The organism is Kitasatospora sp. NPDC043949, assembly GCF_056435365.1.
The window spans coordinates 1-22178 of the sequence record NZ_JBWKEQ010000033.1 but is presented as its reverse complement, the minus strand read 5'-3'; the positions used below and the strand labels follow the sequence as shown (position 1 = coordinate 22178).

At 72.7% G+C, this 22178-nt stretch carries 24 protein-coding genes; 7 read left to right on the top strand and 17 right to left on the bottom strand.

The features are described 5' to 3' along the window. Nucleotides 1-64: 64 nt before the first annotated feature. From AC07AL_RS25080 to AC07AL_RS25070, 3 genes are all read left to right on the top strand, one after another. Nucleotides 65-1597 carry a hypothetical protein gene (locus AC07AL_RS25080; protein ID WP_478318223.1) on the top strand — a complete coding sequence of 511 codons (1533 nt, stop codon included), beginning with the start codon at nucleotides 65-67 and terminating at the stop codon, nucleotides 1595-1597. A gap of 208 nt (nucleotides 1598-1805) precedes the next feature. After that, nucleotides 1806-3380 (top strand): alpha/beta hydrolase, encoded by a 1575-nt coding sequence (locus AC07AL_RS25075; RefSeq protein WP_478318222.1) that lies wholly within the window; start codon nucleotides 1806-1808, stop codon nucleotides 3378-3380. Between the two features lie 73 nt (nucleotides 3381-3453). Next, nucleotides 3454-4215 (top strand): serine hydrolase, encoded by a 762-nt coding sequence (locus AC07AL_RS25070; RefSeq protein ID WP_478318220.1) that lies wholly within the window; start codon nucleotides 3454-3456, stop codon nucleotides 4213-4215. 93 nt (nucleotides 4216-4308) lie between these two features. Here the strand turns inward: AC07AL_RS25070 and AC07AL_RS25065 are convergent, their stop codons facing one another. The 6 genes from AC07AL_RS25065 to AC07AL_RS25040 form a co-directional block, all read right to left on the bottom strand. After that, entirely contained in the window at nucleotides 4309-5442 is a 1134-nt protein-coding gene (locus AC07AL_RS25065; protein WP_400984149.1) for an FAD-dependent monooxygenase, read from the bottom strand. Nucleotides 5443-5481: 39 nt separating this feature from the next. Continuing rightward, nucleotides 5482-6084, bottom strand: coding sequence for a GTP-binding protein (locus tag AC07AL_RS25060; RefSeq protein WP_363579619.1), 603 nt, complete (start codon nucleotides 6082-6084; stop codon nucleotides 5482-5484). A gap of 3 nt (nucleotides 6085-6087) precedes the next feature. Then, entirely contained in the window at nucleotides 6088-6552 is a 465-nt protein-coding gene (locus tag AC07AL_RS25055; protein WP_400804632.1) for a DUF742 domain-containing protein, read from the bottom strand. 5 nt (nucleotides 6553-6557) lie between these two features. Further along, complete coding sequence (locus AC07AL_RS25050) at nucleotides 6558-7013, bottom strand: roadblock/LC7 domain-containing protein (protein WP_363579618.1); 456 nt, start codon at nucleotides 7011-7013, stop codon at nucleotides 6558-6560. Next, nucleotides 7010-10045: a sensor histidine kinase gene (locus tag AC07AL_RS25045; protein ID WP_363579617.1), complete on the bottom strand. Its 3036-nt coding sequence runs from the start codon at nucleotides 10043-10045 to the stop codon at nucleotides 7010-7012. The genes AC07AL_RS25050 and AC07AL_RS25045 overlap by 4 nt, the downstream gene beginning before the upstream one ends. Before the next feature lie 269 nt (nucleotides 10046-10314). Further along, nucleotides 10315-11007 carry a FadR/GntR family transcriptional regulator gene (locus AC07AL_RS25040; protein ID WP_400843676.1) on the bottom strand — a complete coding sequence of 231 codons (693 nt, stop codon included), beginning with the start codon at nucleotides 11005-11007 and terminating at the stop codon, nucleotides 10315-10317. A gap of 181 nt (nucleotides 11008-11188) precedes the next feature. On the opposite strand from AC07AL_RS25040, the gene AC07AL_RS25035 reads away from it, so the two are divergent. After that, nucleotides 11189-12925, top strand: coding sequence for a 2-isopropylmalate synthase (locus AC07AL_RS25035; protein ID WP_478318219.1), 1737 nt, complete (start codon nucleotides 11189-11191; stop codon nucleotides 12923-12925). A gap of 100 nt (nucleotides 12926-13025) precedes the next feature. On the opposite strand, the gene AC07AL_RS25030 is transcribed toward AC07AL_RS25035, so the two are convergent. The 11 genes from AC07AL_RS25030 to AC07AL_RS24980 all read right to left on the bottom strand — a co-directional run bounded on the left by AC07AL_RS25030 (nucleotide 13026) and on the right by AC07AL_RS24980 (nucleotide 19822). Continuing rightward, nucleotides 13026-13805, bottom strand: a complete 780-nt coding sequence (locus tag AC07AL_RS25030) for a VOC family protein (RefSeq protein ID WP_400843672.1) — start codon at nucleotides 13803-13805, stop codon at nucleotides 13026-13028. Nucleotides 13806-13942: 137 nt separating this feature from the next. Continuing rightward, nucleotides 13943-14383 (bottom strand): hypothetical protein, encoded by a 441-nt coding sequence (locus AC07AL_RS25025; protein ID WP_400843669.1) that lies wholly within the window; start codon nucleotides 14381-14383, stop codon nucleotides 13943-13945. A gap of 79 nt (nucleotides 14384-14462) precedes the next feature. Beyond that, nucleotides 14463-14702, bottom strand: a complete 240-nt coding sequence (locus AC07AL_RS25020; RefSeq protein WP_363579612.1) for a DUF397 domain-containing protein — start codon at nucleotides 14700-14702, stop codon at nucleotides 14463-14465. Between the two features lie 109 nt (nucleotides 14703-14811). Continuing rightward, a complete protein-coding gene (locus AC07AL_RS25015) occupies nucleotides 14812-15021 on the bottom strand; it encodes a hypothetical protein (protein ID WP_363579611.1) in 210 nt (69 codons plus the stop codon). Nucleotides 15022-15118: 97 nt separating this feature from the next. Continuing rightward, nucleotides 15119-15967: a helix-turn-helix domain-containing protein gene (locus AC07AL_RS25010; RefSeq protein ID WP_400843661.1), complete on the bottom strand. Its 849-nt coding sequence runs from the start codon at nucleotides 15965-15967 to the stop codon at nucleotides 15119-15121. 26 nt (nucleotides 15968-15993) lie between these two features. Beyond that, nucleotides 15994-16518 carry a DUF6879 family protein gene (locus tag AC07AL_RS25005; protein WP_400984158.1) on the bottom strand — a complete coding sequence of 175 codons (525 nt, stop codon included), beginning with the start codon at nucleotides 16516-16518 and terminating at the stop codon, nucleotides 15994-15996. Continuing rightward, a complete protein-coding gene (locus AC07AL_RS25000) occupies nucleotides 16490-16732 on the bottom strand; it encodes a hypothetical protein (RefSeq protein WP_363579608.1) in 243 nt (80 codons plus the stop codon). The genes AC07AL_RS25005 and AC07AL_RS25000 overlap by 29 nt, the downstream gene beginning before the upstream one ends. Before the next feature lie 311 nt (nucleotides 16733-17043). After that, nucleotides 17044-18192 carry an epoxide hydrolase family protein gene (locus tag AC07AL_RS24995; RefSeq protein WP_478318218.1) on the bottom strand — a complete coding sequence of 383 codons (1149 nt, stop codon included), beginning with the start codon at nucleotides 18190-18192 and terminating at the stop codon, nucleotides 17044-17046. A 29-nt stretch (nucleotides 18193-18221) separates the two neighbouring features. Then, entirely contained in the window at nucleotides 18222-18809 is a 588-nt protein-coding gene (locus tag AC07AL_RS24990) for a TetR/AcrR family transcriptional regulator (RefSeq protein WP_478318217.1), read from the bottom strand. A gap of 107 nt (nucleotides 18810-18916) precedes the next feature. Beyond that, nucleotides 18917-19354 carry a GNAT family N-acetyltransferase gene (locus tag AC07AL_RS24985; protein ID WP_478318216.1) on the bottom strand — a complete coding sequence of 146 codons (438 nt, stop codon included), beginning with the start codon at nucleotides 19352-19354 and terminating at the stop codon, nucleotides 18917-18919. 81 nt (nucleotides 19355-19435) lie between these two features. Beyond that, nucleotides 19436-19822, bottom strand: coding sequence for a nuclear transport factor 2 family protein (locus AC07AL_RS24980; RefSeq protein WP_363579604.1), 387 nt, complete (start codon nucleotides 19820-19822; stop codon nucleotides 19436-19438). Between the two features lie 322 nt (nucleotides 19823-20144). Between AC07AL_RS24980 and AC07AL_RS24975 the strand changes: the two genes are divergently transcribed. From AC07AL_RS24975 to AC07AL_RS24965, 3 genes are all read left to right on the top strand, one after another. Next, nucleotides 20145-20648 (top strand): DUF3592 domain-containing protein, encoded by a 504-nt coding sequence (locus AC07AL_RS24975; RefSeq protein ID WP_363627613.1) that lies wholly within the window; start codon nucleotides 20145-20147, stop codon nucleotides 20646-20648. 104 nt (nucleotides 20649-20752) lie between these two features. Continuing rightward, a complete protein-coding gene (locus AC07AL_RS24970) occupies nucleotides 20753-21184 on the top strand; it encodes an Rrf2 family transcriptional regulator (RefSeq protein ID WP_363627612.1) in 432 nt (143 codons plus the stop codon). Between the two features lie 84 nt (nucleotides 21185-21268). Then, nucleotides 21269-22006 carry an SDR family NAD(P)-dependent oxidoreductase gene (locus AC07AL_RS24965; protein WP_363579601.1) on the top strand — a complete coding sequence of 246 codons (738 nt, stop codon included), beginning with the start codon at nucleotides 21269-21271 and terminating at the stop codon, nucleotides 22004-22006. Nucleotides 22007-22178: the final 172 nt, after the last annotated feature.

The following is a 22178-nucleotide window of genomic DNA, read 5'->3' as shown; positions in this document are numbered from 1 at the left end:
GCGCCTTTTACCCTGCCTGGCCTGTCTTCGACAAACTTATTCCCCGTCAGTAACATGACGCCGCGTGTTCAAAAGCTCCATAGGCAGGGCCGTCGGCCCCGCCCTCCTCACCCTCGCCCTCGCCGGGGTCGCCGCCTGCGGGCCGACCACCTCCGGCACTCCGCAGGCCACCGCCGGCACCACCGAAGCGGCCGTCACCACCGGCACGACCACGACCGCGTCCGCCGCCGGCAGTCAGGCCCCGACAGCCCAGGCCGCCGGCACCCCCCGCGCCCGGGCCGCCGCCGCCCCGACCACCGCCGCTGCCACCGCACGGCCGACCGGTACGGCAGGTGCCGCCGGTACGCCGGTCACCGCCGCCCCGGCCGGCGACCGGCAGGCCGCCGTGGCCGCCCCCGCCAAGGACGGCGGCGCGGCCACCCCCGCCGGGCAGAACCTCCAGCTCACCGCGTACGACCCGGCGGGCGGCACGGCCGTCCTCTCGGCGCCGCCGGCCGCCGGGCCCACCGCGACCGCCGGCGCGACGCCGCCCCCCGCGCCCGCCCCCGCCGTTCAACCCGGGCAGCTCATCGCCAGCCCGCCCACCGCCGCCGCGCCCCAGGGCGCGCTGGTCGCCGTCACCGGCGTCCGCCCCGGCGCGGGCGCCAGCCTCAACCTGACCACTCGCCCCGCCACCCTCGCCGAACTCCTCGGCGGCACCGAGGCCGACGGCCAGGTGCCCGTCGACCCGCACGGCATCACCGTCACCCCGCTGGTCAAGGACCTCAAGGCCGTCGTCGGTGCGGACGGCGGCGGTGTGAAGGCCGACGCCTCCGGCACCCTGGAGGTCGACGTCAAGGCCCCCGTCCCGCTGCCCGACGGCGCGAGCGTGGACGCCTCCGGCTCCCTCCAGCTGCACCCCGCCGTCCACTTCGCCTACCACGGCGCCGCCGCCGGCAGCCCGCGCACGGCCTCCATCGGCTTCGACCTCGGCGCCCACGCCCAGTGGAAGGTCACCGGCGACGTCGCGCGCAGCACCGGCGCCGCGCCCGTCCGGCTGCCCTTCGCCACGTTGCAGGCCAGCCCGGTGCTCACCGTCGCCGGACTGCCCGTCGTGGTCAACCTGAAGCTCACCTGCTACCTGGAGGTCGGCGCCGACGGCCAGGTCCACCTGGAGGCCGAACAGGAGGCCACCGGCACCTGGGCCGTCCGCGCCGACTACACCGGCGGCAAGGGCTGGACCCCGACCACCGACGCCGACACCAAGGTCTCCCCGGTCCGGGTGCGCCTCACCGGCAGGGCCGGGGTGCGGGCCGCGCTCGGCGCCGAGGTCTCCGTCGGCCTCTACGACACCGTCGGCGTCCAGACCACCGTCGCCCCCTACCTGCGGGCCCGGGCCGAGGGCTCGCTGATCGCCGACTCCTCTGGCAACCCGCCGCAGGCCCAAGGGAGTTGGTCGCTGGTCGGCGGCGTCGACCTGACCGGCTCGCTGCTCGCCCACCTCAAGGTCTTCGGCACCCCTGTCATCGAGGGCACGTACCCGCTGCCGCCGTTCCACCGCGAATGGCCCCTGGCGGAGGGCTCCGCGGCCCTGCCGTCCCCGCGCCCGAGCGGCTGACCCGGGCACGCTCCGGCCCCGGGGTCCGGTTACTGCCCGGGTGGTACGCCGGGCAGCGGGGCTACTGCTCCTGACGTACCGACAGTTCGTGTCCCAGGGCGATGATCCGGCGCCGGGTGCGCTGGAAGGCTGACGCGCAGGAAGTCGGCCTGACCGACTTCCTGCGCATCCGCACCCGCATCCGCACCCGTCATCGTCAGGAGACCGCATGACCACCCCCAAGGCCCTGCGCCGCGTCGCGGCCGCGGGCCTCGCCCTCACCGCCTGCCTCGCCACGGCGCCCGCCGCCACGGCCGCCGCCGCCGAGCGTGACGGCGGCCCCGCGAGCGCCGGAGCCGGACTCGACCGCTACCACCACCAGCGCCTCGACTGGCGCAGCTGCGTCCTGGGCCCCGACGACGAGGTGGGCCGCGGCCTGGAGAGCGCGGGCGCGCGCTGCGCGGACGTGACCGTGCCGCTCGACTACAGCGACCCCCGGGGGCGGACGATCACCGTCGCGATCTCCCGGCTCAAGGCCACCGACACCCGGCACCGGATCGGCTCCCTCCTGCTCAACTTCGGCGGCCCCGGCGGGCCGGGCCTCGCCAACTCCGTACTGGTGCGCGGGGCGATGAAGGAGGCCGGCGCCCGCTACGACGTGATCGGCATGGACCCGCGCTTCGTCGGCCGCAGCACTCCGCTGGACTGCGGCCTGTCCACCGGCCCCGTCCTGCCCTCGGCCGGCGCCGACCGGGCGGTCTTCGACCGCCAGACGGCGTGGGCCAGGAGCGTGGCCGACCGGTGCCGCGCCACCAACGGCTCGGTGCTGCCGCACGTCACGACCCGGAACACGGCCCGCGACCTGGACGTCGTCCGGGCCGCGCTCGGCGAACGGAAGATCTCCTACCTGGGCTACTCGTACGGCACCTACCTGGGCACGGCCTACACCCAGCTGTTCCCCGGCCGCTACGACCGGGTGGTCCTCGACGGCGGGATCGACCCGCGCGGCTACAACCCCCGGCTGATGCGGGGCACCGAGAACGAGCACGAGCGGGCGCTCGACGGCTGGGCCGACTGGGCGGCCGCGCACCACGCCGACTACGGCCTCGGCGACACCCGCGCGCAGGTGCGCGCCACGATCGACCGCGTCGTCGCGGCGGCCGAGCGGGAGCCGCTCACCGTCGGTACCGCCCCCGACGTCTTCCGGCTCGACGGCAGCCAGGTCCCCTCCCTGGTGTTCGCCGGGATCGCGAGCGACCTCGATCCGGCGCGGGCGGGCCTCGCCGAGCAGCTGTCCGTGCTGGCCGGGGCCGCGGACGGGCGGCCCACCCGGGTGTCGCCCGGCTTCGCCGCCTTCCTGCGGGGGACGTTCACCAGCGCGGGTTCGGCCACCGGCAGCGTGCAGACCGCCATCCTGTGCGGGGACGTGGCCGCCCCGCGCGACCCGGAGCAGTACTGGCGCGACATCGAGCGCGGCCGGGCCGCCCACCCGCTGTTCAGCCCGATGACCGAGAACATCACCCCGTGCGCGTTCTGGGACGCGCCGCGCGAGGAGCCCACCCGGGTCCGGCGCGACACCGCGGCGCTGATCGTGGCCGCCAGCAACGACCCGCGCACCCCGTACCGGGGCAGTGTGGCCCTGCACGGCATGCTGCCCAGCTCCCGGCTGGTCACCCTCGAAGGCGCTTTCCAGCACACCAGCTTCGGCGTCTACGGCAACGCCTGCGTCGACGACTCGGTGAACACCTACCTGGCCACCGGCCGGCTGCCGGGCAGGGACCGCACCTGCGCCAAGCAGTCCTGAGCAGCCCTCAACAGTGCCGAGCAGCCGTGGGCAGCCCTTCCTGACCAGCCGAAGGCTGCCCTAGGCTGCGGCCATGCTCTCTGTGGTGGTGGCCCCCTGGGCGGGCGAGGCGGAGCCGGTGTTCGTGCGGGCGCCGGACGAACTGCACGATGCCGCGAGCACGATGAAGGTCGCGGTGTTGGCGGCGCTCGCCCGTGGCGGGGCGGATCTCGATGCCGAGGTGCCGGTGGTGAACCGGTTCGAGTCCGTGGTGGGCGGGGAGTTCGGCAACAATCCCGACTGGGACAGCGATCCGCTGCCGTGGGAGCTGCTGGGCACGCACGTGCCGCTGCGGCTGCTCGCCGAACGGATGATCACGCACTCCTCCAACCTGGCCACCAACCTGTGCCTGGCCCGGGTCGACCGGGCGGCGGTGGCCGAGGCGTGGCGGCGGGCCGGGGCGACGCGCAGCGCGAGCCCGCGCGGGATCGAGGACTACGCGGCGCGCGACGCCGGGGTGCACAACCTGGTGAGCGCGCGGGACCTGGTGCGGCTGCTGCACTCCCTGGGCGGGGAGCCGGAGTTGCTGGCGCTGCTGGAGCGCAACGCGTTCCGGGTGGACCTGGCGGCGGGCCTGCCGCCGGGCACCCGGATCGCCTTCAAGAACGGCTGGGTGCCCGGCGCCCGGCACAGCGTGGGCCTGGTCCACCCGCAGGACTGCCCGCCCTACCTGATCGCGGTCTGCTACACCGGCCCGCTGGCCTCGGGCGAGGACCGCACGGACCCGGCGGCCCGGCTGCTGGCCCGGGTCTCGGCGGCGGTGTGGCGGCGGCGGCACGAGCTCGCCGGCGCGTGAGCCGACGCGTGAGCTGCCGCGCGAGCCGACGCGAGAGCTGGCCGGCCGCCCGCCCGCCTGCTGCGCGGCTTCGCGCAGCAGGCGGGACAGCGGTCAGTACGGCTGGACGAGGACGTGGGCGGCGCCGGGGATGCCGACCTTGAGGAGTTCGTCCTCCTCCGGGGTGGTGGGCGTGCCGGTCTCCTGCTTGAGGACGGCCCGGGAGAGCGCCTGGACCCACATGGCGCGGGGCCGGCGGCGCTCCTCCCAGGCGGCGAGCGCGGCGGGGACGGCCTCGGCGGCGTCCAGGCTCTGGGCGAGGACGAGGGCGTCCTCGACGGCCATCGCGGCGCCCTGGGCGAGGTGCGGGGTGGAGGCGTGGGCGGCGTCGCCGGCGAGCGCGATCCGGCCGACGTGCCAGGGCTCCTCGACGCTGACCTGGGAGATCCGCGAGTAGACCACGGCGGACGGGTCGGTGACCTGGGCGAGGGCCTCGGCGATCGGGCCGCCGAAGCCGGCCAGGCGCTCGGCGAGCTGCTCGTGGGCGTGCCCGGGGTCGGGCCGGAAGTCCTCGGCCTCGGCGAACACCGAGCCCAGGTACATGAGGTCGTCGGTGATCGGGGTGAGCAGTGCCTTGGCCTTGAGGTTGCCGGTGGACATCACCACGCCCTGGACCTCGGGTGAACGCGGCAGGGTGACGCGCCAGTTGGCGAAGCCGGTGTACTCGGGCGCGTACTTCTCCCCGTAGAGGCGCTTGCGCAGCGGGGAGCCGATGCCGTCGAAGCCGACGACGAGGTCGTAGCGGTCGCGGTGCCCGTCGGTGAGGGTGGCGTCGACGCCGTCGGCGTCCTCGGCGAGGTCGGCGATGGTGGTGCCGAAGCGCAGGGTGGCGCCGGCCCGGGTGGCGGCGGTGGCGAGCACCTGGGCGAGGGCGGGGCGGGGGATGCCGTTGTTGGAGGGGGCGTCGCCCATCCGGGGCTGCGGGATCTTGGCGAGGGTGGCACCGGTCGGGTCGCAGATGGTGAGCACCTCCCACTCGAAGCCGGCGGCGAGGCAGTCGTCGAGGACGCCTATCTCGCGCATCACGTGGAGGGCGTTGGAGGGCTGGATGATGCCGACGCCGAGGGCTTCCAGCTGGTCGCGGAGTTCGGCGACGTCGACGTGGTGGCCGCGCTTGGCGAGGGCGGTGGCGAGGGTGAGCCCGCCGATGCCGCCGCCGTGGACGAGGACGCGCAGGGGTGAGGTCATGGGGTAGCTCCTGGGGAAGGGAGGTGGTTCAGCCGACGTTCAGCCGACGGGGGCGGCGGAGAGGTCCATCAGGTGGTCGACCAGGGCGAGCAGCAGGTCGCGTCCGAAGGCGCGTTCGCGGACGTCGCCGAGGAGCATCGGTACCTGCGGGTCCAGGTCGAGGGCGGCGCGGATCTCGTCGGGGGTGCGGGTGTTGTGGCTGTGGAAGCAGTTGATGGCGACGACGAAGGGGATGCCCCGACTCTCGAAGAAGTCGATGGAGGCGAAGCTGGTGTCGAGCCGGCGGGTGTCGGCGATGACGATGCCGCCGAGGGCGCCGTTGACGAGGTCGTTCCACATGAACCAGAAGCGTTCCTGCCCGGGGGTGCCGAACAGGTAGACGACGAGGTCCGGGTTGACGGTGATCCGGCCGAAGTCGAGGGCGACGGTGGTGGTGTCCTTCTGGTCGACGCCGGACAGGTCGTCCACGCCGACGCTGGCCCGGGTCAGGTACTCCTCGGTGCGCAGCGGGGCGACCTCGCTGACGGAGCCGACGAGGGTGGTCTTGCCGACGCCGAAGCCGCCCGCGATGAGGATCTTGACGGCGGCCGGCGCGGTGGCGACGCCGGCGTCAGCGGCACTGCTGGGGTGGGGTGTTGCCATGGTTCAGAGTCTCCGGAGTCCTTCGCGAACGGCCGTGAGCAGGCCGAGGTCCACGCCTCCGGCGGCCCGGGCCACCGAGAGCGGTGCCCGGGCCCGCAGCAGGCCCTGGGCGACCAGGTCGCCCAACAGGATCTTGGTGACCGAGACCGGGAGGTCCAGGCCGGCCGACACCTCGGCGACGGCGGCGGGCCGCCGGCAGTGGTCGAGGATCATCCGGTGCTCGGGCTGGAGGCCGCGGGCACCGGCGCGGCTGCCCCGCGCCAGGGCCCGGGTGGCCTCGTCCTCGACGGTGGTGAGCACGGTGATCAGGGTGAGGTCGTCGCGCTCGGGCGCGGTGCGGCCGCGGGTGATGGTGTACGGGCGCACCATGGCGCCCGACTCGTCCTCGGCGTCCTCGTCCGGCAGTTCGCTCCAGTGCGGGACCCCGCCGCGCTGCCCGCTCCCGTTTCCGCTCCCGTACGGGCCCACCGGTGTCAGCTCCGGTTCCGGGCGGCGAAGGCGTCGAAGCCGGCGGGGGAGGCGGCGCCGGCCTCGGCACGCACCGGGGTGGTCATCTTCTGGCCGACCTGCTGCACCAGGGTGTGCATGGCGACCGACATGACCTCGGCGTCGACCTCCTGGGAGGCGACGACGGCCAGGTGGGTGCCCCGGGCGGCGGCGATGATGAACAGCCAGCACTCGGCGAGTTCGACGATCACCTGGTGGACGGCCCCGCCGTCGAAGAGCTGGCCGACGCCGCGGGCCAGGCTCTGCTGGCCGGTGGCGACGGCGGCGAGGCGTTCGGCGTCGGCCCGTTCGATGGTGCGGGAGTGGCTGACGACCAGGCCGTCGTCGGAGAGCAGGACGGCGTTCCTGGTCCCGGGCACCGAGTCGACGAGTCCGTCCAGCAGCCAGTCCAGGTCCTGGTGGGTGGCGATCGTTCGGTTCATGACTGGTCATCCGTTCGTGTGGTTCGGGGGTCCGCGGCCGGCAGGGCCCAGGGGGAGGGGCCGGGCGCGGGCGTCGGGGAGCCGGCGGGGGCGGTGGGGGGAGCCGGTGGGGTCACGGCCCCGGGCAGCGGGTGCTCGCCGCTGTCCTGGGCGCGGGCGGCACGGGACTGGCGCTGGAAGGCGCCGATCGTCGCACCGGAACGCTTCGCCGGGCGCTGGAAGGGGCCGCCGGCGGGCTCGGTGGCCGGGGCGGCGGGTTCGGCGGCGGGCTCGGCCCACTGCGGGCGGGGCGCCGGCGGGACGCGCAGTTCGGCGGCCAGGCTGGCCTGCCGGACGCGCTGGGGCAGCGGGGGCTGCTCGGTCTCGCTGGGGCTGAGCGGCACCGCGGAGGCGTACTCGCGGCGCCGGCGCCGTTCGGCCAGCCGGTAGTGGTCGGCCGGGCGGTACTGCTCGTCGGCGTACGGGGCCTCGGCGTCGGTGACCCGGGCGTAGGCGATGTCCGGGTAGGCGGGCACGTCGTGCGAGGGCAGCTGGTCGACCGGGGCGTCGGGGGCCGGCGAGCTGTGCTCGATCGGCTGCTCGGCGTACGGGGCGGGGAACGGCGCGGGCTCGGCGGCGGGCGCGGCCTCGGGCTGGACGTACTCGACGTGCCCGAAGGCCTGGAGGGGGGCGGTCAGCGGGTCGTGCGGGAGCTGCTGGGTCTGCCCGAGCGGTTCCGCGTACCCGAGCGATTCCGCGTACCCGAGCGGTGCGACGTACCCGGGCTGCTCCACGTGCTGGACCTGCCCGAACGCCTCCACCGGGGGGAAGGATTCGGCCGCGGCGAAGGCCTCCACCGGTGGGAGGGGCTCCGCCGGCGCGAAGGACTCTCCCGGCGGGAAGGAGTCCACGGGCGCGACCGGCGGCCCCGCCGGCTCCGGCTCCGGGGCCTCGTTGGAGGCGGTGAGCAGCGCCTTGCGGGAGCGCCGCACGAGCGGGATCGGTTCGACGGGGGCGGCGTCGGGGAGTCCGGCGTCGCCGTCGATGACGAGCTCGTCGGGGACGAGCACGACGACCCGGGTGCCGCCGAAGGCGGACGGCCGGAACTCGATCTTGAGTCCGTTGTGCGCGGCCAGCCGGGCGATGACGTAGAAGCCGAGGCGGACGTCGTCCGCCCGGGCGAGCACGTCGGTGCGGGGCGGGCGGCTCATCAGTTCGTTGGCGGCGTCGTACTGCTCGGGGTCCATGCCGAGGCCGCGGTCCTCGATCTCGACGGCGAGTCCGCGGCCGACCATGGCGGCCCGGACCTCGACCGGGGTGGGCGGCTTGGAGAAGGTGGTGGCGTTCTCCATCAGCTCGGCGAGCACGTGCGCGACCGGGCCGACGGCCCGCTCGGACAGCCACGGGTGGCCCTCGACGTCGATCATGATCCGGCGGTAGTCCTGCACCTCGCCCTGCGCGGCGCGCAGCACGTCCAGCAGCGGGACGGGCTTGCGCCAGCGCCGCTGCGGCTGGCCGCCGGCCATGATGACGAGGTTCTCCTCGTAGCGGCGCAGGCGGGCGGTGAGGTGGTCGAGGTCGAACAGGCCCTCCAGGACCTCAGGGTCCTCGTGCTTGCGCTCCAGCTCGTCGAGCTTGCGCAGCTGGCGGCCGATCAGCAGCTGGGTGCGGCGGGCGATGCGCTGGAGCAGCCGCTCGAAGCCTCGGTGCTGCTCGGCCTGCTTGACGGCGGCCTCGACGGCGGAGGCGCGGGCCAGGTTGAGGGCCTGGCCGAGGCGGGCGAGCTCGTCGGTGCCGTTGCCGTGCGGGCCGGCGGTGATGGTGCGGCTGTCGGTCTCGACGTCGACCTGCTCGCCGCGGCCGAGGCGTTCGACGACCTCGGGGAGGGTGCGCTCCATCTCCTCGGCCTGGGTCTGGAGTTCCTTGATGCGCCGGCGCAGCGAGCGGCTGAGCCGCCAGGAGGCGATGATCACCGCGACGACGGTGATCAGGCCGACGACGGTGGTCAGGACGACCTTGGTGAGGAGGGAGAGGATGGTGCCCTTGCCGACGTCGACGATGGCGCTGGTGCGGTTCTCGATGGCCTTGACCAGCTGCGGGTTGAGCTGGTCGAGGGCCTGGCGCCACTGGTCCTGGGCGGCGGGGAGCTTGACGGTGCCGTTGGCCTCGGCGGCGGTGGGCTTGGTGAGCGACTGCTCGACGGCGGCCTTGGCCTGCCAGGCGGGGCTGTTCATCAGGTCGTGCCAGGCGGCGGCCTCGCCGTCCGGGATGTACGGGAGGACCTGGACGGTGAAGAGGTGCTCCTGCGCCCCGACGGCCTGCTGCACCTGCTGGTAGTCGGCGGCGGAGAGTCGCCCGGTGGGCCAGCCGCGGGCCAGGATGGCGTCCTCGCGGGCGAGCATCTCCTTGGCCCAGAAGGTGTTCACCAGGGTCTTGGAGACCCAGGTGACCTCGCCGGCGTCGACGCGGCTGAGTGCGGTGAACAGCCGCAGGTCGACGGCGATCAGGTCGGTGTAGTACGCGTAGAGGGCCTGCTGGTCGATCGAGCCGTGGTCGACGGCGGTGCGCTGCTCGGCGAGCTTGCCCATCGCCTGGCGGGCTTCGGTGACGGCGGTTCGGACCTCTTCGGGGGCGCTGTCGGCGGTCTCGCCGGAGAGGACCTGGAACTGGCGGACCGCGTCGTCGGTCTGCTGGCGCTGGCGGCGCAGCTGGTCGGTGTTGCCGCCGGGCCGGGCGAGCGCCTCGGCGCTGAGCCGGCGTTCTTCCTGGAGGCTGTAGTAGACGATGTTGGACGGCTGGCCGGCCTTCTGGGCGAGCAGGCCCTGGGCGGCCTGGCGCTGGAAGTCGAAGACGGTCTCGCCGCTGGTGACCGCCCACAGGGCGGCCAGGGCGATGCTGGGGACGACGGCGAGGACGAGCAGCGCCGTCCGCAGTGACAGGCGCGGACGCCTGCGGGGGGCCTTCGGCGTCGGGGGCCGCCGATTCGCACGCGCGCGCAGAGCAGTCTCCTTGGGGATGGCGGCCGGCCTGAGCGGGGCGGCCGTCCGGGGCACGGGCTTGACGAGGCGATACTAGTCATACCGTGTGATTGGAGTGAAAGTGCGTTCGCCGCCTGGGCCGTGGTCACACACGCTCCGGACACAATGTCATCTGACGGTTGATCGTGCGTGCTCGAAGCATCCCAGTTCGGAGCGGGTTGACGAGGCGTCGGCCATCGGAGCGGGCGGCCGGGTGGCCGCCGTGTGAAAACTGTGTGTCCGCGCTCCGGATATCCGCCCGACCGGTCGGTCGGTGGCCCCGGTGCCCGCTCCGCCCGCTCCGCTCAGTCGGCCAGCAGGCGCGACCGGGTGGCCTCCAGCTCGGCCGCCAGCACCCGCCCGGCCTCCTCGGGATCGCCCCGGTGCAGCGCCCCGACGAGGTCCGCGTGCGACGCGTAGCCGTGGTTCGGGTCCCCGCTGCGCAGCCCCAGCACCCCCACCAGGTCCACCAGGTGCTCCCTCAGGACCGGCGCGAACTGGGCGAACAGGTCGTCCAGCACCGGGTTGTGCGCGGCCGCCACCACGGCGGTGTGCAGCGCGATGTCGGCGTCCACGAAGGCCGCGTCGTCCGCGCCGCCCGCCGCCAGCCGGGTGGCCAGCGCCGTGTCCACGGCGGTGAGGTCCGTCTCCGTGCGGCGCGCGGCCGCCAGTCGGGCCGCCTGCACCTCGACCATGGTGCGCACCTCGTAGACGTGCGCCAGCTCCGCCCGGCGCAGCCGGGTCGGCCAGTCCAGGGCGGGCCGGTCCGCCGTCACGAACACGCCCGACCCCTGCCGGCTCTGCACCATCCCGGCGCCGGCCAGCGCGCGCAGCGCCTCCCGGACGGTCGAGCGGCCGACGCCCAGCTCCTTCGCCAGGGTCACCTCGCCCGGCAGCTTCCCGCCCACCGGCCAGTGTCCGGCGGTGATCTGCTCCTCCAGGCGTCGGGTGGCCTGGTCGACCAGGGGGGAGCGGTGGAGGGGGCCGAGCGGGGGCATTCGCGTTCACCTGTCAGCTTGTCTGAGGACTTGGTTCGTGGTTAGTCTACCCGGCATGCAGCCGTGGAGTCTCCCTCTGGGTGGCCTTCTTCTTGGTGGCCGCAGCGGGGCGTGACCGGACCGGCACCCCGCTGCGGGGCGCCGTCCTGCCGGTCCACCGGTACCTCCGTAAGGACTCATCATGCGATTCCCGACCCTGCGTACCCCCGCCGGCCCCGTCCCGGTCACCGCCCCCGCCTGGAACCCGCAGCGCCCGGGTGCCATGCCCTCCCACCGCTACCGGCCCGCCCACGAGCGCGTGCACGTCCCCGCGCTGATGCGGCGCTGGCCCGGCCGACGGATCGACCACGCCCCGCTGTGGGTCCCCGTCGACCTGCGCGACGGCAACCAGGCACTGGCCGAACCCATGGACCCGGCACGCAAACAGCGGATGTTCGACCTGCTCCTGGCCATGGGCTTCAAGGAGATCGAGGTCGGCTACCCCTCCGCCAGCCGCACCGACTTCGACTTCGTCCGGCAACTGGCCACCGTGCCCGGCGCGGTGCCCGAGGACGTCACCGTCGTCGTCTTCACGGCGGCGCGCGCCGACCTGATCGACCGCACCTTCGAGGCCGTCGAAGGCCTGCCCCGCGTCGTCGTCCACCTCTACACCGCCACCGCCCCGCTCTGGCGCGAGGTCGTCCTCGGGCGCGACCGGCACGAACTGCGGGCCCTGATCACCGAGGCCGCCACCCACCTGGCACGGCGGGCCGACGGCCGGCCCGGGGTGCGCTTCCAGTTCTCGCCCGAGGTGTTCAACCTGACCGAACCGGACTACGTCCTGGAGGTCTGCAACGGACTCACCGAACTGTGGGACGCCGGCCCCGACCGGCCCGTCGTCCACAACCTGCCCGCCACCGTCGAGATCGCCACCCCCAACGTCTACGCCGACCAGATCGAGTACCTGCACCGGCACCTGGAGCGCCGCGAGTCGGTGATCCTCTCCGTCCACCCGCACAACGACCGGGGGACGGGCGTCGCCTGCGCCGAACTGGCCGTGCTGGCCGGCGCGCAGCGGGTGGAGGGGTGCCTGTTCGGCAACGGCGAGCGGACGGGCAACGTCGACCTGGTGACGCTGGCGCTCAACCTGCACACCCAGGGCGTCGACCCCATGCTCGACTTCTCCGACCTCGACGAGATCCGCCGCACCGTCGAGCACTGCAACCGGCTGCCCGTGCACGAGCGCCACCCCTACGCGGGGGACCTGGTGCACACCGCCTTCTCCGGCACCCACCAGGACGCCATCAAGAAGGGCTTCGCCCACCACGCCAAGGTGGCGGCCGAGTCCGGCGTCCCGGCGCGCGAGGCGCCCTGGTCGGTGCCGTACCTGCCGATCGACCCGGCCGACCTCGGCCGCGACTACGAGGCGGTCATCCGGGTGAACAGCCAGTCCGGCAAGGGCGGCATCGCCTACCTGCTCCAGACCGGGCACGGGCTGGAACTGCCGAGGCGGCTCCAGATCGAGTTCTCCCGGGTCGTGCAGGAGGCCACCGACGACAGCGGGCGGGAGGTGACGGCGGAGGGACTGTACGGGCTCTTCCGCGCGGAGTACCTGGACGCGGCGCCGGACTGGCCGTGGCAGGCCGGCGACGACTGGGCGGAGGTGGACGGCCGGCGCGGCGAGGGCGCCGGGCCGCTCGACGCGGTGGCCGACGCGCTGCGGGTCGACATCCTGCACTTCAGCGAGCACGCCGTCGGGGCTGGTGCGGGTGCGGGTGCGGGTGCGGGCGCTGGTGCCGGCTCCGGTACCGACGCCGTCGCCTACGTCGAGGCCCGGGTCGGGGGACAGGTGGTGTGGGGCGCCGGGCGGGACGGCTCGGTGCTCACGGCGGGCGTACGGGCGGTGCTCAGCGCCGTCGGCCGCGCGCAGCGGGGGTGACGGACGGGGTGCCGTCGGCCGTCGCGCCGGAGTGACCCGTACGGACGGGAGTTGTACGGAGACGGCCCACCGCGACACCGTGCGCGGTGGGCCGCGCCGCCTACATCGGTTTCGGTGCGATCACCGCGAACGGCGCGCCCTGCGGGTCGGTCACCACCGACATCCGGCCCGCCACCATGTCGAACGGCGGGGCGAGGACGGTGCCGCCGTGCTTGACCAGGGCGTCCACGGTGGAGTCGACGTCGTCCACCGCGAAGTACGTCAGCCAGTGCGCGGGCGTGCCGGGCGGGTCGTCGGCGAGCAGCGAGGCCCCGCCGACGGCCCGGCCGCCGACCCGCAGCTCCCAGTACTGCTCGGCGCCCTGCGCCGGCTCGATCTCGATGCCGAACGCCTCGCCGTAGAAGGCGGTGGCGCCGGGCAGGTCGCTGGTGTGCAGCTCGTTCCAGATCAGCGCGCCACTCTCGTTGACGACCCGGGCGCCGAAGAACTCGCCCGGCTGCCAGACGCCGAACACCGCGCCCTGCGGGTCGGCGGCGATCAGCATCCGGCCGAGCTCGCCGACGTCCATCGCCGGGACGAGCAGGGTGCCGCCCGCGCCGACGATCGCGTCCTGGGTGGCCTGGGCGTCGGTGGTGGACAGGTAGCTGGTCCACACGGTCGGCGGGGTGGGCATCCCCTCCGGCGCCATCGCCGGTCCGATCCCGGCCGACGGCTTGCCGTTCAGCTCGCAGACCGCGTACCCGCCGAACTCGGCCGGGCCGACCTGCCCCTGCCAGCCCAACAGGTCGCGGTAGAAATCCAGTGCCGCCTGCTGGTCCTGCGCCATCAGATCGACCCAGCACGGGGTGCCGGTCGGGTACGGAGTGGTGACTTCGGGCATTCTCGCTCCTTCAGGTGAGGTCCTGCGTCGGTCACCCTCTCGTCGCGGACCGTGCGCCGCCACTCGACACGCTGTCACGACCCGCCGGGCGGCCGGTGACGAGCCGGTCAGCGCCGGTCAGCACCGGTCAGCGCCGGTCACCGCCGTCGAAGCGGGCAGAGCGGGGGCGTTTCGGAGGTGGGGCCGAACGTCCGGGGGCACGCCACGGCGGCGACCGACCGGAGCTGCTGGCCGGGTGTCCAGTACGTCCACACCACGTCGTGCGGGAACGTGTCGAGGAACGCCAGGGCGTGATCCAGCCGGGTGAACGCGGGGAGGTCGGCCTCCGAAGCGGGGGAGTCGGCGAGCTGCTTGCCCAGCCAGTCGAGCGCCTCGGCGGGGTCGTTGGTGGTGAGCCTGATCTGCGCCGCCGACTTGGCGAGCCAGTGCATGACCTCCAACGGCGGTATGGGGCTGCCCCATTCGGGCCGCGAGCCGTTCTGCGGTTCCGGCGGCCGCCGCTCGGCGTCGTCGGGTCGCTTGCTGCCCGCCCACGCGTAGCAGTGCCAGTGGAGGCCGGGCCTGTTCCAGTGATCCATGAGCGCCCTACCCTGGGTGTGAGGCGGGCCCCGCTCCCAGTTGCGTTGGGAGCGGGGCCCGCTGGTGCGAGGTGGTGCGTCAGGCGGAGGCGGTGAAGCGGTCCGGGTCGATGCCGGCGGAGCTCAACTCCACGGTGGTGAAGCGCAGTTCCCGCCCCGGCGCCTTGGTGTCGCCCATCACCCACAAACCGCCGGCCACCCCCGGCACCTCCTGCAGGGTCACGCACGACTCCCCGTCGTCACCCCCACCCTGGTTCCCGCCACGCGCCTTGTAGGCGGCGAGTCCGGCCGGGATCTCGATCTCGTACAGGTCGCTCACTGCACTGCCTTCCTGTTCGGTGAAAGGGGAATCCGTTCCCACGCGGTGGTGCACCCGCACGCGGTCGGATTCCCCAAATGGCCGGATGCGGGAGTCTGTTGGTTTTGCCTCACGCGGCGGTGTCCGGGTTCAGGCACTCCCCGACCTCGCGATGCTTCCGCCGGAGGACCGTCACGTCCGTGAGCTTCGAACGGTCCAAGCCCTCCGGGTCCTTGAACGCCTCCCGCGCCATGGCGTCGTGCCAGCAACAGGTGGGGCACAGTCCGGAGTCCGGTGCGGCCGGCTCGGGTTCACGCTGGGCGATCTCACGTAGAGACATCTGGCCGGCTCCCTTCCTGGGGCGCTTCGTTGACGAGGAAGACGCTACGGAGGGTAGGCGGTTGGTCTCTACGAGGTTCTACAAGATTGCACACCCATCACCCGAGTGCATCAATCGCCGCCGTGATCAGCGCGCGGGCCGGGGCGCCGTACACCGCTATGTCGGACAGCTTCTGAAACGCGGCGAGGTACTGGGCGATCTCGCCCGGCGCGGTCATGGTCACGGCAGCGGTGAGGGTTTCGACCTGCGCCTGTTCGCTGTCGTAGACGCTGAACGTCTCCAGTGGCCAGATGTCCCGGTCGGCGTTGAGGGGGATGACCCCGAGCGACACGGCGGGCAGGGACATGATCGCCAGCAGGTAACCGAGTTGCCCAGACATCGCGTCCGCGTCGCCGACCCGGTATCGCAGGACGGACTCCTCCACCACCACGGCGAACCGGTGGTCGCCCTCCCGCAGGATGTGCGACCGTGCGAGCCGGGCGGAAACGGCGTCTGCCACGTCATCGGGCGTGCCGCGAAAGCGGGTGATGGAAGAGAGCAACGCCGTTGCGTAACCGTGGTTCTGAAACAGCCCGGGAACCACTGTCGAACAGTAGACCCGGAACACGCGGGTGCGCTCGAACAGGGGCACATAGGAATCCTGCAACCTCCTGAGCCCGGTACGCTGGAGGCGCTTCCACTCCACGTACATCTCATCCGCTGAGCGTGATGCGGCGATGAGATCGGCGGTCTGATCGTCGGCTCTGCACAGCCGACACCAGATCCGAATGTCCTCATCGGACGGCGGAGTTACCGCGTTGATGATCCGAGACGATTTCGAGGGATGCCAGCCGGCTTGGCGAGCCAGCTCACGCCCGTTGAGTCCAGCGTCCTTGCAGAGGTCTCGCAGGCGGGCGGCGAGCGCTTTGCGTGCTGATTGGACGCTGGATGACGGAGATGTGGGCATGAGCTGGCAGTCCGGTGCTTCGTAGGTCAGATCCGATAGTTCTCGTGAGGAACGGCCCGCGACCAGACCGCTTCGAACGCCGAGGCGCAGAGCTTCGCCACGGCAGGATCCCCCGTCACCTCGTCGCCCAGATAGGCACCCGCCCCCGAGAAGTGGCCGAACCTCACAACCGTGTCGTCGAACACCCAGAAGTCGTTACCGGGAAGGGCGAGGTCAGATGCCCGGCGACGCGGCAGCCACCGGATCTGCTCGCCCGCGGACACATTGGCGAACGTACCTTCGTGGAGGTACTGCGTGTACTCGCTGACCGGCTCGGAGACGATTCGCGCGCGGCGGATCTCGACACCCCGCGCCACCGCGCCCGATACGAGATCGAGCCAAGGGCGCCACCAGGAGGCGCGGTCGGCCAGGTTGTGGCGATGCCCCGCCCGCCATGCGGCGACGCGCGGGGCCTCGTCCGGGTCGTCGTACGAGTCCCGCATCTCAAGGTGAACCGCCGAGCGCTGGGCGGCGTCCAGAAGCTCAACGAACGTGGGCGCCTTCGGCGACATCAATAGCCTCCCTGAGAGCGGCAGCCATGCGGACGGGCAGCCGCAGCACGGTCTCACTGTCGGGGATCGGCCCTGCGGCCAAGCACTCCTCTTCGGTTGCCTGGTCGACCTTCCAGCCCTGAATGACGAATTCCCCCGCGTCCTTGTCGACCCACACCGTCGGGCAGTTGGCCCCATCCGTGTTCGGGTCCTTGGCGATGAAGGTTAGTGCCATCGTTCCCTCCGTGCCTCGCGGTTGCATGGATGTGCAAGACCATCCACCCGCAGCCAGACTGTAGTCAAGAGGTTACAAGCGGTTGATCTGCGCACTCGGGTGATCCGGGCACTCATTGTGACCGGCATGGAGCCGGGGCGGCGCTGGGATTGTGCGGCCTTCCGAGCCTGAGCCCAGGGAGGCCGCCGTGTCCCGAACGCCGCAGCAGATCTTCCGCATCCGGGACGGGAAGGTCGCTCGACTGCGTGACTACTTCGGGCCTGAGCTGGCGAGTTGATGAGCTGAGAACATCCGACCAGTCACGGCCGGCGTCACGCCAGGGTGCGGAAGAAGGTCCGGATGTCGGTCACCAGCAACTCGGGCTGTTCCAGGGCGGCGAAGTGGCCGCCGTGGTCGAACTCCGTCCAGTGCACGATGTTGTCGATGCGTTCGGCGAAGGCGCGGACCGGCAGGGTGATGTCGTGGGGGAAGACGGCCATGCCGGTGGGGACGGTGGAGGGGGTGGCCTCGGTCCAGCCGTTGCGGGCCGACTCCTTGTACAGCCGCGCGGAGGAGCCGGCGGTGGCGGTCAGCCAGTACAGCATCACGTTGGTGAGGAGGTGGTCCCGGGGCACGGCACCTTCGGGAACGCCGCCGTCGCAGTCCGTCCATTCGCGGAACTTCTCGACAATCCAGGCGAGTTGGCCGACCGGTGAGTCGGTGAGCGCGTAGCCGACGGTGTGCGGGCGGGTCGCCTGGACGGCGGTGTAGCCGGAGGTTTCGGCCTGGTGGCGGGCCCAGGTGTCGAGCCGTTCGCGGTCGAGGGCGTCGAGGGTGGACGGGTCGCCGGTGGGGAAGGTGGGGGAGGTGTTGACGTGCACGCCGATGACCCGGGTGGGGGCGGCGAGGCCGAGTTCGCGGGAGATGCCGGAGCCCCAGTCGCCGCCCTGGGCGCCGTAGCGCGGGTAGCCGAGGCGGTCCATCAGTTCGGCCCAGGCGCGTGCCACGCGCCGGTAGTCCCAGTCGAGTTGGCCGGTCGGTCCGGAGAAGCCGTAGCCCGGGATGGAGGGCGCGACCACGTGGAAGGCGTCGCGCGGGTCGCCGCCGTGGGCGCGGGGGTCGGTGAGCGGGCCCAGGATGTCCAGGAATTCGGCCACCGAGCCGGGCCAGCCGTGCGTGATGATCAGCGGGGTGGCGTCGGGTTCGGGTGAACGGACGTGCAGGAAGTGCACGTTGGCGCCGTCGAGGGTGGTGGTGTACTGCGGGAAGGTGTTGAGCCTGGCTTCGTGTGCGCGCCAGTCGTAGCCGGTCCGCCAGTACTCGGCCAGGTCCTGGAGGTAGTGGAGCGGGACGCCGTAGTCCCAGTCGGCGCCGGGCAACGAGTCGGGCCAGCGGGTGCGGGCGAGGCGGTCGCGCAGGTCGTCGAGCTGGTGCTGTTCGATGGCGATGCGGTAGGGGCGGATGTCGGTTTCGGCGGTCATGGCGGGGCCTTTCGAAGCATGGGGTGGGGTCAGGTCGTCGGCAGGATGTGGGCGAGCAGGGCCGCTTCCAGGTCGCGCAGCGGGAAGGTCGGGTCCTCGGCGGCGAGGGTGAGGCCGCCGCGGATGCCGGCGAGGAGGAGCAGGCGGGCGGCGGCGGGGTCGGAGACGCGGCAGGCCGCCAGGGCTTCGTCCAAGGCCTGTAGGAGGTCGGCGGAGGCGAGGTCGGCGCCTGCGGCGACCAGGACGGCGCGGGCTTCGGGGTCGGCGAGCAGGGCGGAGACGGCCCGGCTCTCCTCGACCTCCTCGGGGGCGGAGTCCAGGCCGAGCAGGGCGGAGCGGACCAGGAGTTGCAGGGTGGCGGCAGGGCTGTCGGCCGGCTGGGCGGCGAGCGCCGCGCGGGTCCGTTCGCGCCAGCCGTCGGCGATGTCGATCAGCAGGCCGTCCTTGCTGCCGAAGTAGCGGGAGGGCAGTCCGTCGGCGACGCCGGCCCGGGTGGCGACCTGGCGCAGGGTGGTGGCGCGGTAGCCCTGTTCGGCCATGAGCAGGACGGCGGCGCGCCGGATCTTGGCGCGGGTCGCTTCGCGGACGGCCGCCGAGGCCTCAGGCGTGCGGGGCATGGGGGTGTCCGGTGTTTGGTTGAACCATTGTTCAATATAAACACACGGCAAAGGTCCGCGTCACGCCCGGCGCGGGCCCCGGGGAGTCGGAGGTGGCGGGGCAGCCGCTAGCCCAGTTCGTAGCGGACGATCTCGTCGGTCGCGGTGGTCACGGCGAAGCCGGTCTTCACCAGGACCCTTCCCGAAGCGGGGTTGCCCACGCGGTGCTCGGCGGTGACCCGTGGGGTGCGGTGGTGGGCGAGGAACCGGCGCACCGCTGTGGTGGCGTAGCCGTGACCCCGGGCGTCCTCGCGCAGGATGTAGCTGAGGCTGCCCGTGTGGCCGGTGATGCGGAGCCGGACGATGCCGAGCAGGTCGTCGTGGACGTCGATGCCGAGGACGCGTGCGGTGCGCGGCCGGCGGGCGTCGGCCTCCTGGGCTTCGCGTATGTAGTCGTGGGCCTGGGCGGCGGTCATCTGGCCGAACCACAGGTCGGCGACCGACCTGCCGCTGTAGATGCGGCGGACGGCGTGGGCGTCGCCCGGCCGGAGCTCGCGCAGGTGCACCCTTCCTCCAAGTCGTGGCGTCGGTCCGGGGCTTCCGCGCGCCGCGCGGGAAGCCGACGGGAGGCCCCGGGCCTGGACGGCTCAGGCGAAGATGAGGCGGAAGATCTGGTTGTGGACGAAGAAGCCGCCGGGCTGGCCGGGGATCGGCTGCAGGTTGAACGTCTCGGCGAACTGCAGGGGCTTGTCGAAGGCGTTGTCGATGAGGAGGTTGCCCGTGACGGTGACCAGTACGCCGTTGCCCGGGGCGGGCTGTGCGTCGGTGGTGTTCACCTTGTGCTTGACGGTGGCCAGTTGGGGCGTCGTCAGCTTCGCGAGGATGTTCTGCTGTCCCTGGACCTGGGCGTTCTCCCAGGTGAGCATCGACTCGGGTCGGTAGAGGCTGTTGAGGTTCGGGCGACCCGAGATGCCGGAGTCGAAGGTGTTGTAGTAGTGCGGCACGAACGAGTTGGCAACGGCGTTGAAGTCCATGCGCGGAACGTACCAGTCCGCTCACAGCGGGTGTGCGCTGTTTGACGGAACTGCCACCGGGGTGACCGGATCCCCTTATCCTGGACGGCTCCTGACGAGCCCGGTGCCCGTGCCCGTCTTGACCCTCCCGTCGTGGGAGAGCCGACAGTGGAGCGCAAGCACGTCGATGAGGTCGATGAAGCGGTGCTGTTGAGCCTCGGAGAGGTCGCGCGGCTGCGAGCGCCCTGCTGCCGGCGGCCAGTGTTCCGGCGCACCGCCGGTGTCGGTGGGTGCGGGTAGCGTGAGCGCACGTGGGCAGTTGGGCCGACACCCGGGGGGACCGATGGAGAACGCGCCGGACCACGGCCGGACCGTGCGGAACGGTTCGCTCGCCATGATCGGCCTGGGGGTCCTGCTGTTCGTCCTCAGCCTGGTCTACCTGATACCGCACGACATGGGGGTGACGTCGGCTCTCCGCAGTCGCGGCGTCCACATGCCGGCGGTCGTCACCGAGTGCACTGAGGTGAGCGCGCCGCAGGACAACCCGGCGGGCAACGCCAACTGCCGGGTGCGGTTCACGACCTCCGAGGGGGCGTCCGTCGAGACCCGACTCGCCTACGTGACCGACACCGTCAAGGCCCGCGACACCGTGGCGGTGGTGTACGACCCCCGGCACACGGACGTCGCCGCCCTTGCTTCAAGCATCGGTTTCTGGAACTCACTGGGCCGGAACGCGCTCGATGTGGTCGCACTGGTGGCGTCCGTCGTCATGACCCTGCTGGGCCTCGCGGTCCATCTCGCGTACCGCCGGCTCACCCGGGCACGCAGGCGGCCCACCGCTCTTTAGGCGGTGAGGAGTGGGAAGTCGGCCCCGCCGATGTGGCCGTGCCGCGCTTGCCGCCAGTCGATGTAACTATTACAGTTACGACATGGAGAGGGGTGATGGGCGGCATGAGCGCGAACAGTAGGTTGACCGTCGCCGCACACGCCCTGACCTGGATCGGGCTGTACCAGCGCCGTGGCCACGAGGTCGCCACCTCCGAGCAGATCGCGACGAGCGTCAACACCAACCCCGTGGTGATCCGCCGCCTGCTGGCCCAGCTGCGCACGGCGGGCCTGGTCGACTCGCGAAGGGGTGCCGGGGCCGGCTGGACGCTGTCGCGGGACCTGTCGGCGATCACCCTGCTCGACGTCTACGAGGCGGTGGAGCCAGGGCCGATCTTCGCCCTGCACCCCGCCACGCCCGACCCCGAGTGCGTCGTGGGCCACGGCATCGCTCCGGTGATGGCCGCCGTCTACGACGGGATCGAGGCCACCCTCCGCCGGGAGCTGTCGGGAACCACGCTGGAGGATGTGCTGCGCGATGTGCTGAAGGCCGCCTAGCCTCGGCCGTGGCAGTGCTTCCTGCGCCGGTTTTTGCGCCCAAAAATGTAACAAGAATAGTTACGTCAAGATTCGGAGAATCTCATGGGACAGCTGGACAACAAGACCGCCCTCGTCACCGGCGCCTCCACCGGCATCGGCCTGGCCATCGCCCGCCGCTTCGCCGCCGAGGGGGCGACCGTCTACCTCACCGGCCGCCGTGAAGCCGAGCTGGCGGCCGCCGTCGAGCAGGTCGGCAGCCGGGGCATCGGCGTCCGGGGCGACGTGTCGAAGCTCGACGACCTCGACCGGCTCTTCGCCGAGATCACCGAACGCAGCGGCCGGCTCGACATCGTCGTGGCCAACGCGGGCCTCGGGGACTTCGGCCCGCTCGGCGAGATCACCGAGGAGGAGTACGACCACACCACCTCCGTGAACCTCAAGGGCACGGTGTTCACCGTGCAGAAGGCGCTCCCGCTGCTGTCGGCCGGCGCCTCGGTGATCCTGCTCTCGTCCAGTGCGGCCCTGCGCGGCGTCCCGGGTCTGGGCGTCTACGCCGCGACCAAGGCCGCGATCCGCAGCCTCGCCCGCACCTGGGCCACCGAACTCGCCGGTCGCGGCATCCGGGTCAACGCCCTCACCCCGGGCCCGGTCACGACCCCCGGCGCCGACGAGCTGCGGGCCGCGTCCCCCCAGGTCGATCAGGCCGTCGCCACGACCCCGCTCGGTCGCGTCGGCCGACCCGAGGAGGTCGCCGCCACCGCCCTCTACCTGGCCGGGGACCAGAGCTCCTTCACCACCGGCGCGGAACTGCTCGTCGACGGCGGCCTCACGCAGCTCTAGGGTTGTTCCGTCTCGGCACGGAACCTGAGCGGGGTGGAAAGGCGGAGTGGGGGGGGGGGGGGACCCCCCCCCCCCCCCCCCCCCCCCCCTCCCCCCCCCCCCCCCCACCCCCTCCCCCCCCCCCCACCCCCCTCCCCCCCCCACGCTCCACCCGTGTGTGATCGAGGAGATC

What these genes read in the sequence shown, in the direction of transcription:
- AC07AL_RS25075 (WP_478318222.1), top strand. Translation starts at nt 1,806, where the DNA reads ATGACCACCCCCAAGGCCCTGCGCCGCGTCGCGGCCGCGGGCCTCGCC.
- AC07AL_RS25070 (WP_478318220.1), top strand. Translation starts at nt 3,454, where the DNA reads ATGCTCTCTGTGGTGGTGGCCCCCTGGGCGGGCGAGGCGGAGCCGGTG.
- AC07AL_RS25065 (WP_400984149.1), bottom strand. Translation starts at nt 5,442, where the DNA reads ATGACCTCACCCCTGCGCGTCCTCGTCCACGGCGGCGGCATCGGCGGG.
- AC07AL_RS25060 (WP_363579619.1), bottom strand. Translation starts at nt 6,084, where the DNA reads ATGGCAACACCCCACCCCAGCAGTGCCGCTGACGCCGGCGTCGCCACC.
- AC07AL_RS25050 (WP_363579618.1), bottom strand. Translation starts at nt 7,013, where the DNA reads ATGAACCGAACGATCGCCACCCACCAGGACCTGGACTGGCTGCTGGAC.
- AC07AL_RS25040 (WP_400843676.1), bottom strand. Translation starts at nt 11,007, where the DNA reads ATGCCCCCGCTCGGCCCCCTCCACCGCTCCCCCCTGGTCGACCAGGCC.
- AC07AL_RS25035 (WP_478318219.1), top strand. Translation starts at nt 11,189, where the DNA reads ATGCGATTCCCGACCCTGCGTACCCCCGCCGGCCCCGTCCCGGTCACC.
- AC07AL_RS25030 (WP_400843672.1), bottom strand. Translation starts at nt 13,805, where the DNA reads ATGCCCGAAGTCACCACTCCGTACCCGACCGGCACCCCGTGCTGGGTC.
- AC07AL_RS25025 (WP_400843669.1), bottom strand. Translation starts at nt 14,383, where the DNA reads ATGGATCACTGGAACAGGCCCGGCCTCCACTGGCACTGCTACGCGTGG.
- AC07AL_RS25015 (WP_363579611.1), bottom strand. Translation starts at nt 15,021, where the DNA reads ATGTCTCTACGTGAGATCGCCCAGCGTGAACCCGAGCCGGCCGCACCG.
- AC07AL_RS25010 (WP_400843661.1), bottom strand. Translation starts at nt 15,967, where the DNA reads ATGCCCACATCTCCGTCATCCAGCGTCCAATCAGCACGCAAAGCGCTC.
- AC07AL_RS25005 (WP_400984158.1), bottom strand. Translation starts at nt 16,518, where the DNA reads ATGTCGCCGAAGGCGCCCACGTTCGTTGAGCTTCTGGACGCCGCCCAG.
- AC07AL_RS25000 (WP_363579608.1), bottom strand. Translation starts at nt 16,732, where the DNA reads ATGGCACTAACCTTCATCGCCAAGGACCCGAACACGGATGGGGCCAAC.
- AC07AL_RS24995 (WP_478318218.1), bottom strand. Translation starts at nt 18,192, where the DNA reads ATGACCGCCGAAACCGACATCCGCCCCTACCGCATCGCCATCGAACAG.
- AC07AL_RS24990 (WP_478318217.1), bottom strand. Translation starts at nt 18,809, where the DNA reads ATGCCCCGCACGCCTGAGGCCTCGGCGGCCGTCCGCGAAGCGACCCGC.
- AC07AL_RS24980 (WP_363579604.1), bottom strand. Translation starts at nt 19,822, where the DNA reads ATGGACTTCAACGCCGTTGCCAACTCGTTCGTGCCGCACTACTACAAC.
- AC07AL_RS24975 (WP_363627613.1), top strand. Translation starts at nt 20,145, where the DNA reads ATGGAGAACGCGCCGGACCACGGCCGGACCGTGCGGAACGGTTCGCTC.
- AC07AL_RS24970 (WP_363627612.1), top strand. Translation starts at nt 20,753, where the DNA reads ATGAGCGCGAACAGTAGGTTGACCGTCGCCGCACACGCCCTGACCTGG.
- AC07AL_RS24965 (WP_363579601.1), top strand. Translation starts at nt 21,269, where the DNA reads ATGGGACAGCTGGACAACAAGACCGCCCTCGTCACCGGCGCCTCCACC.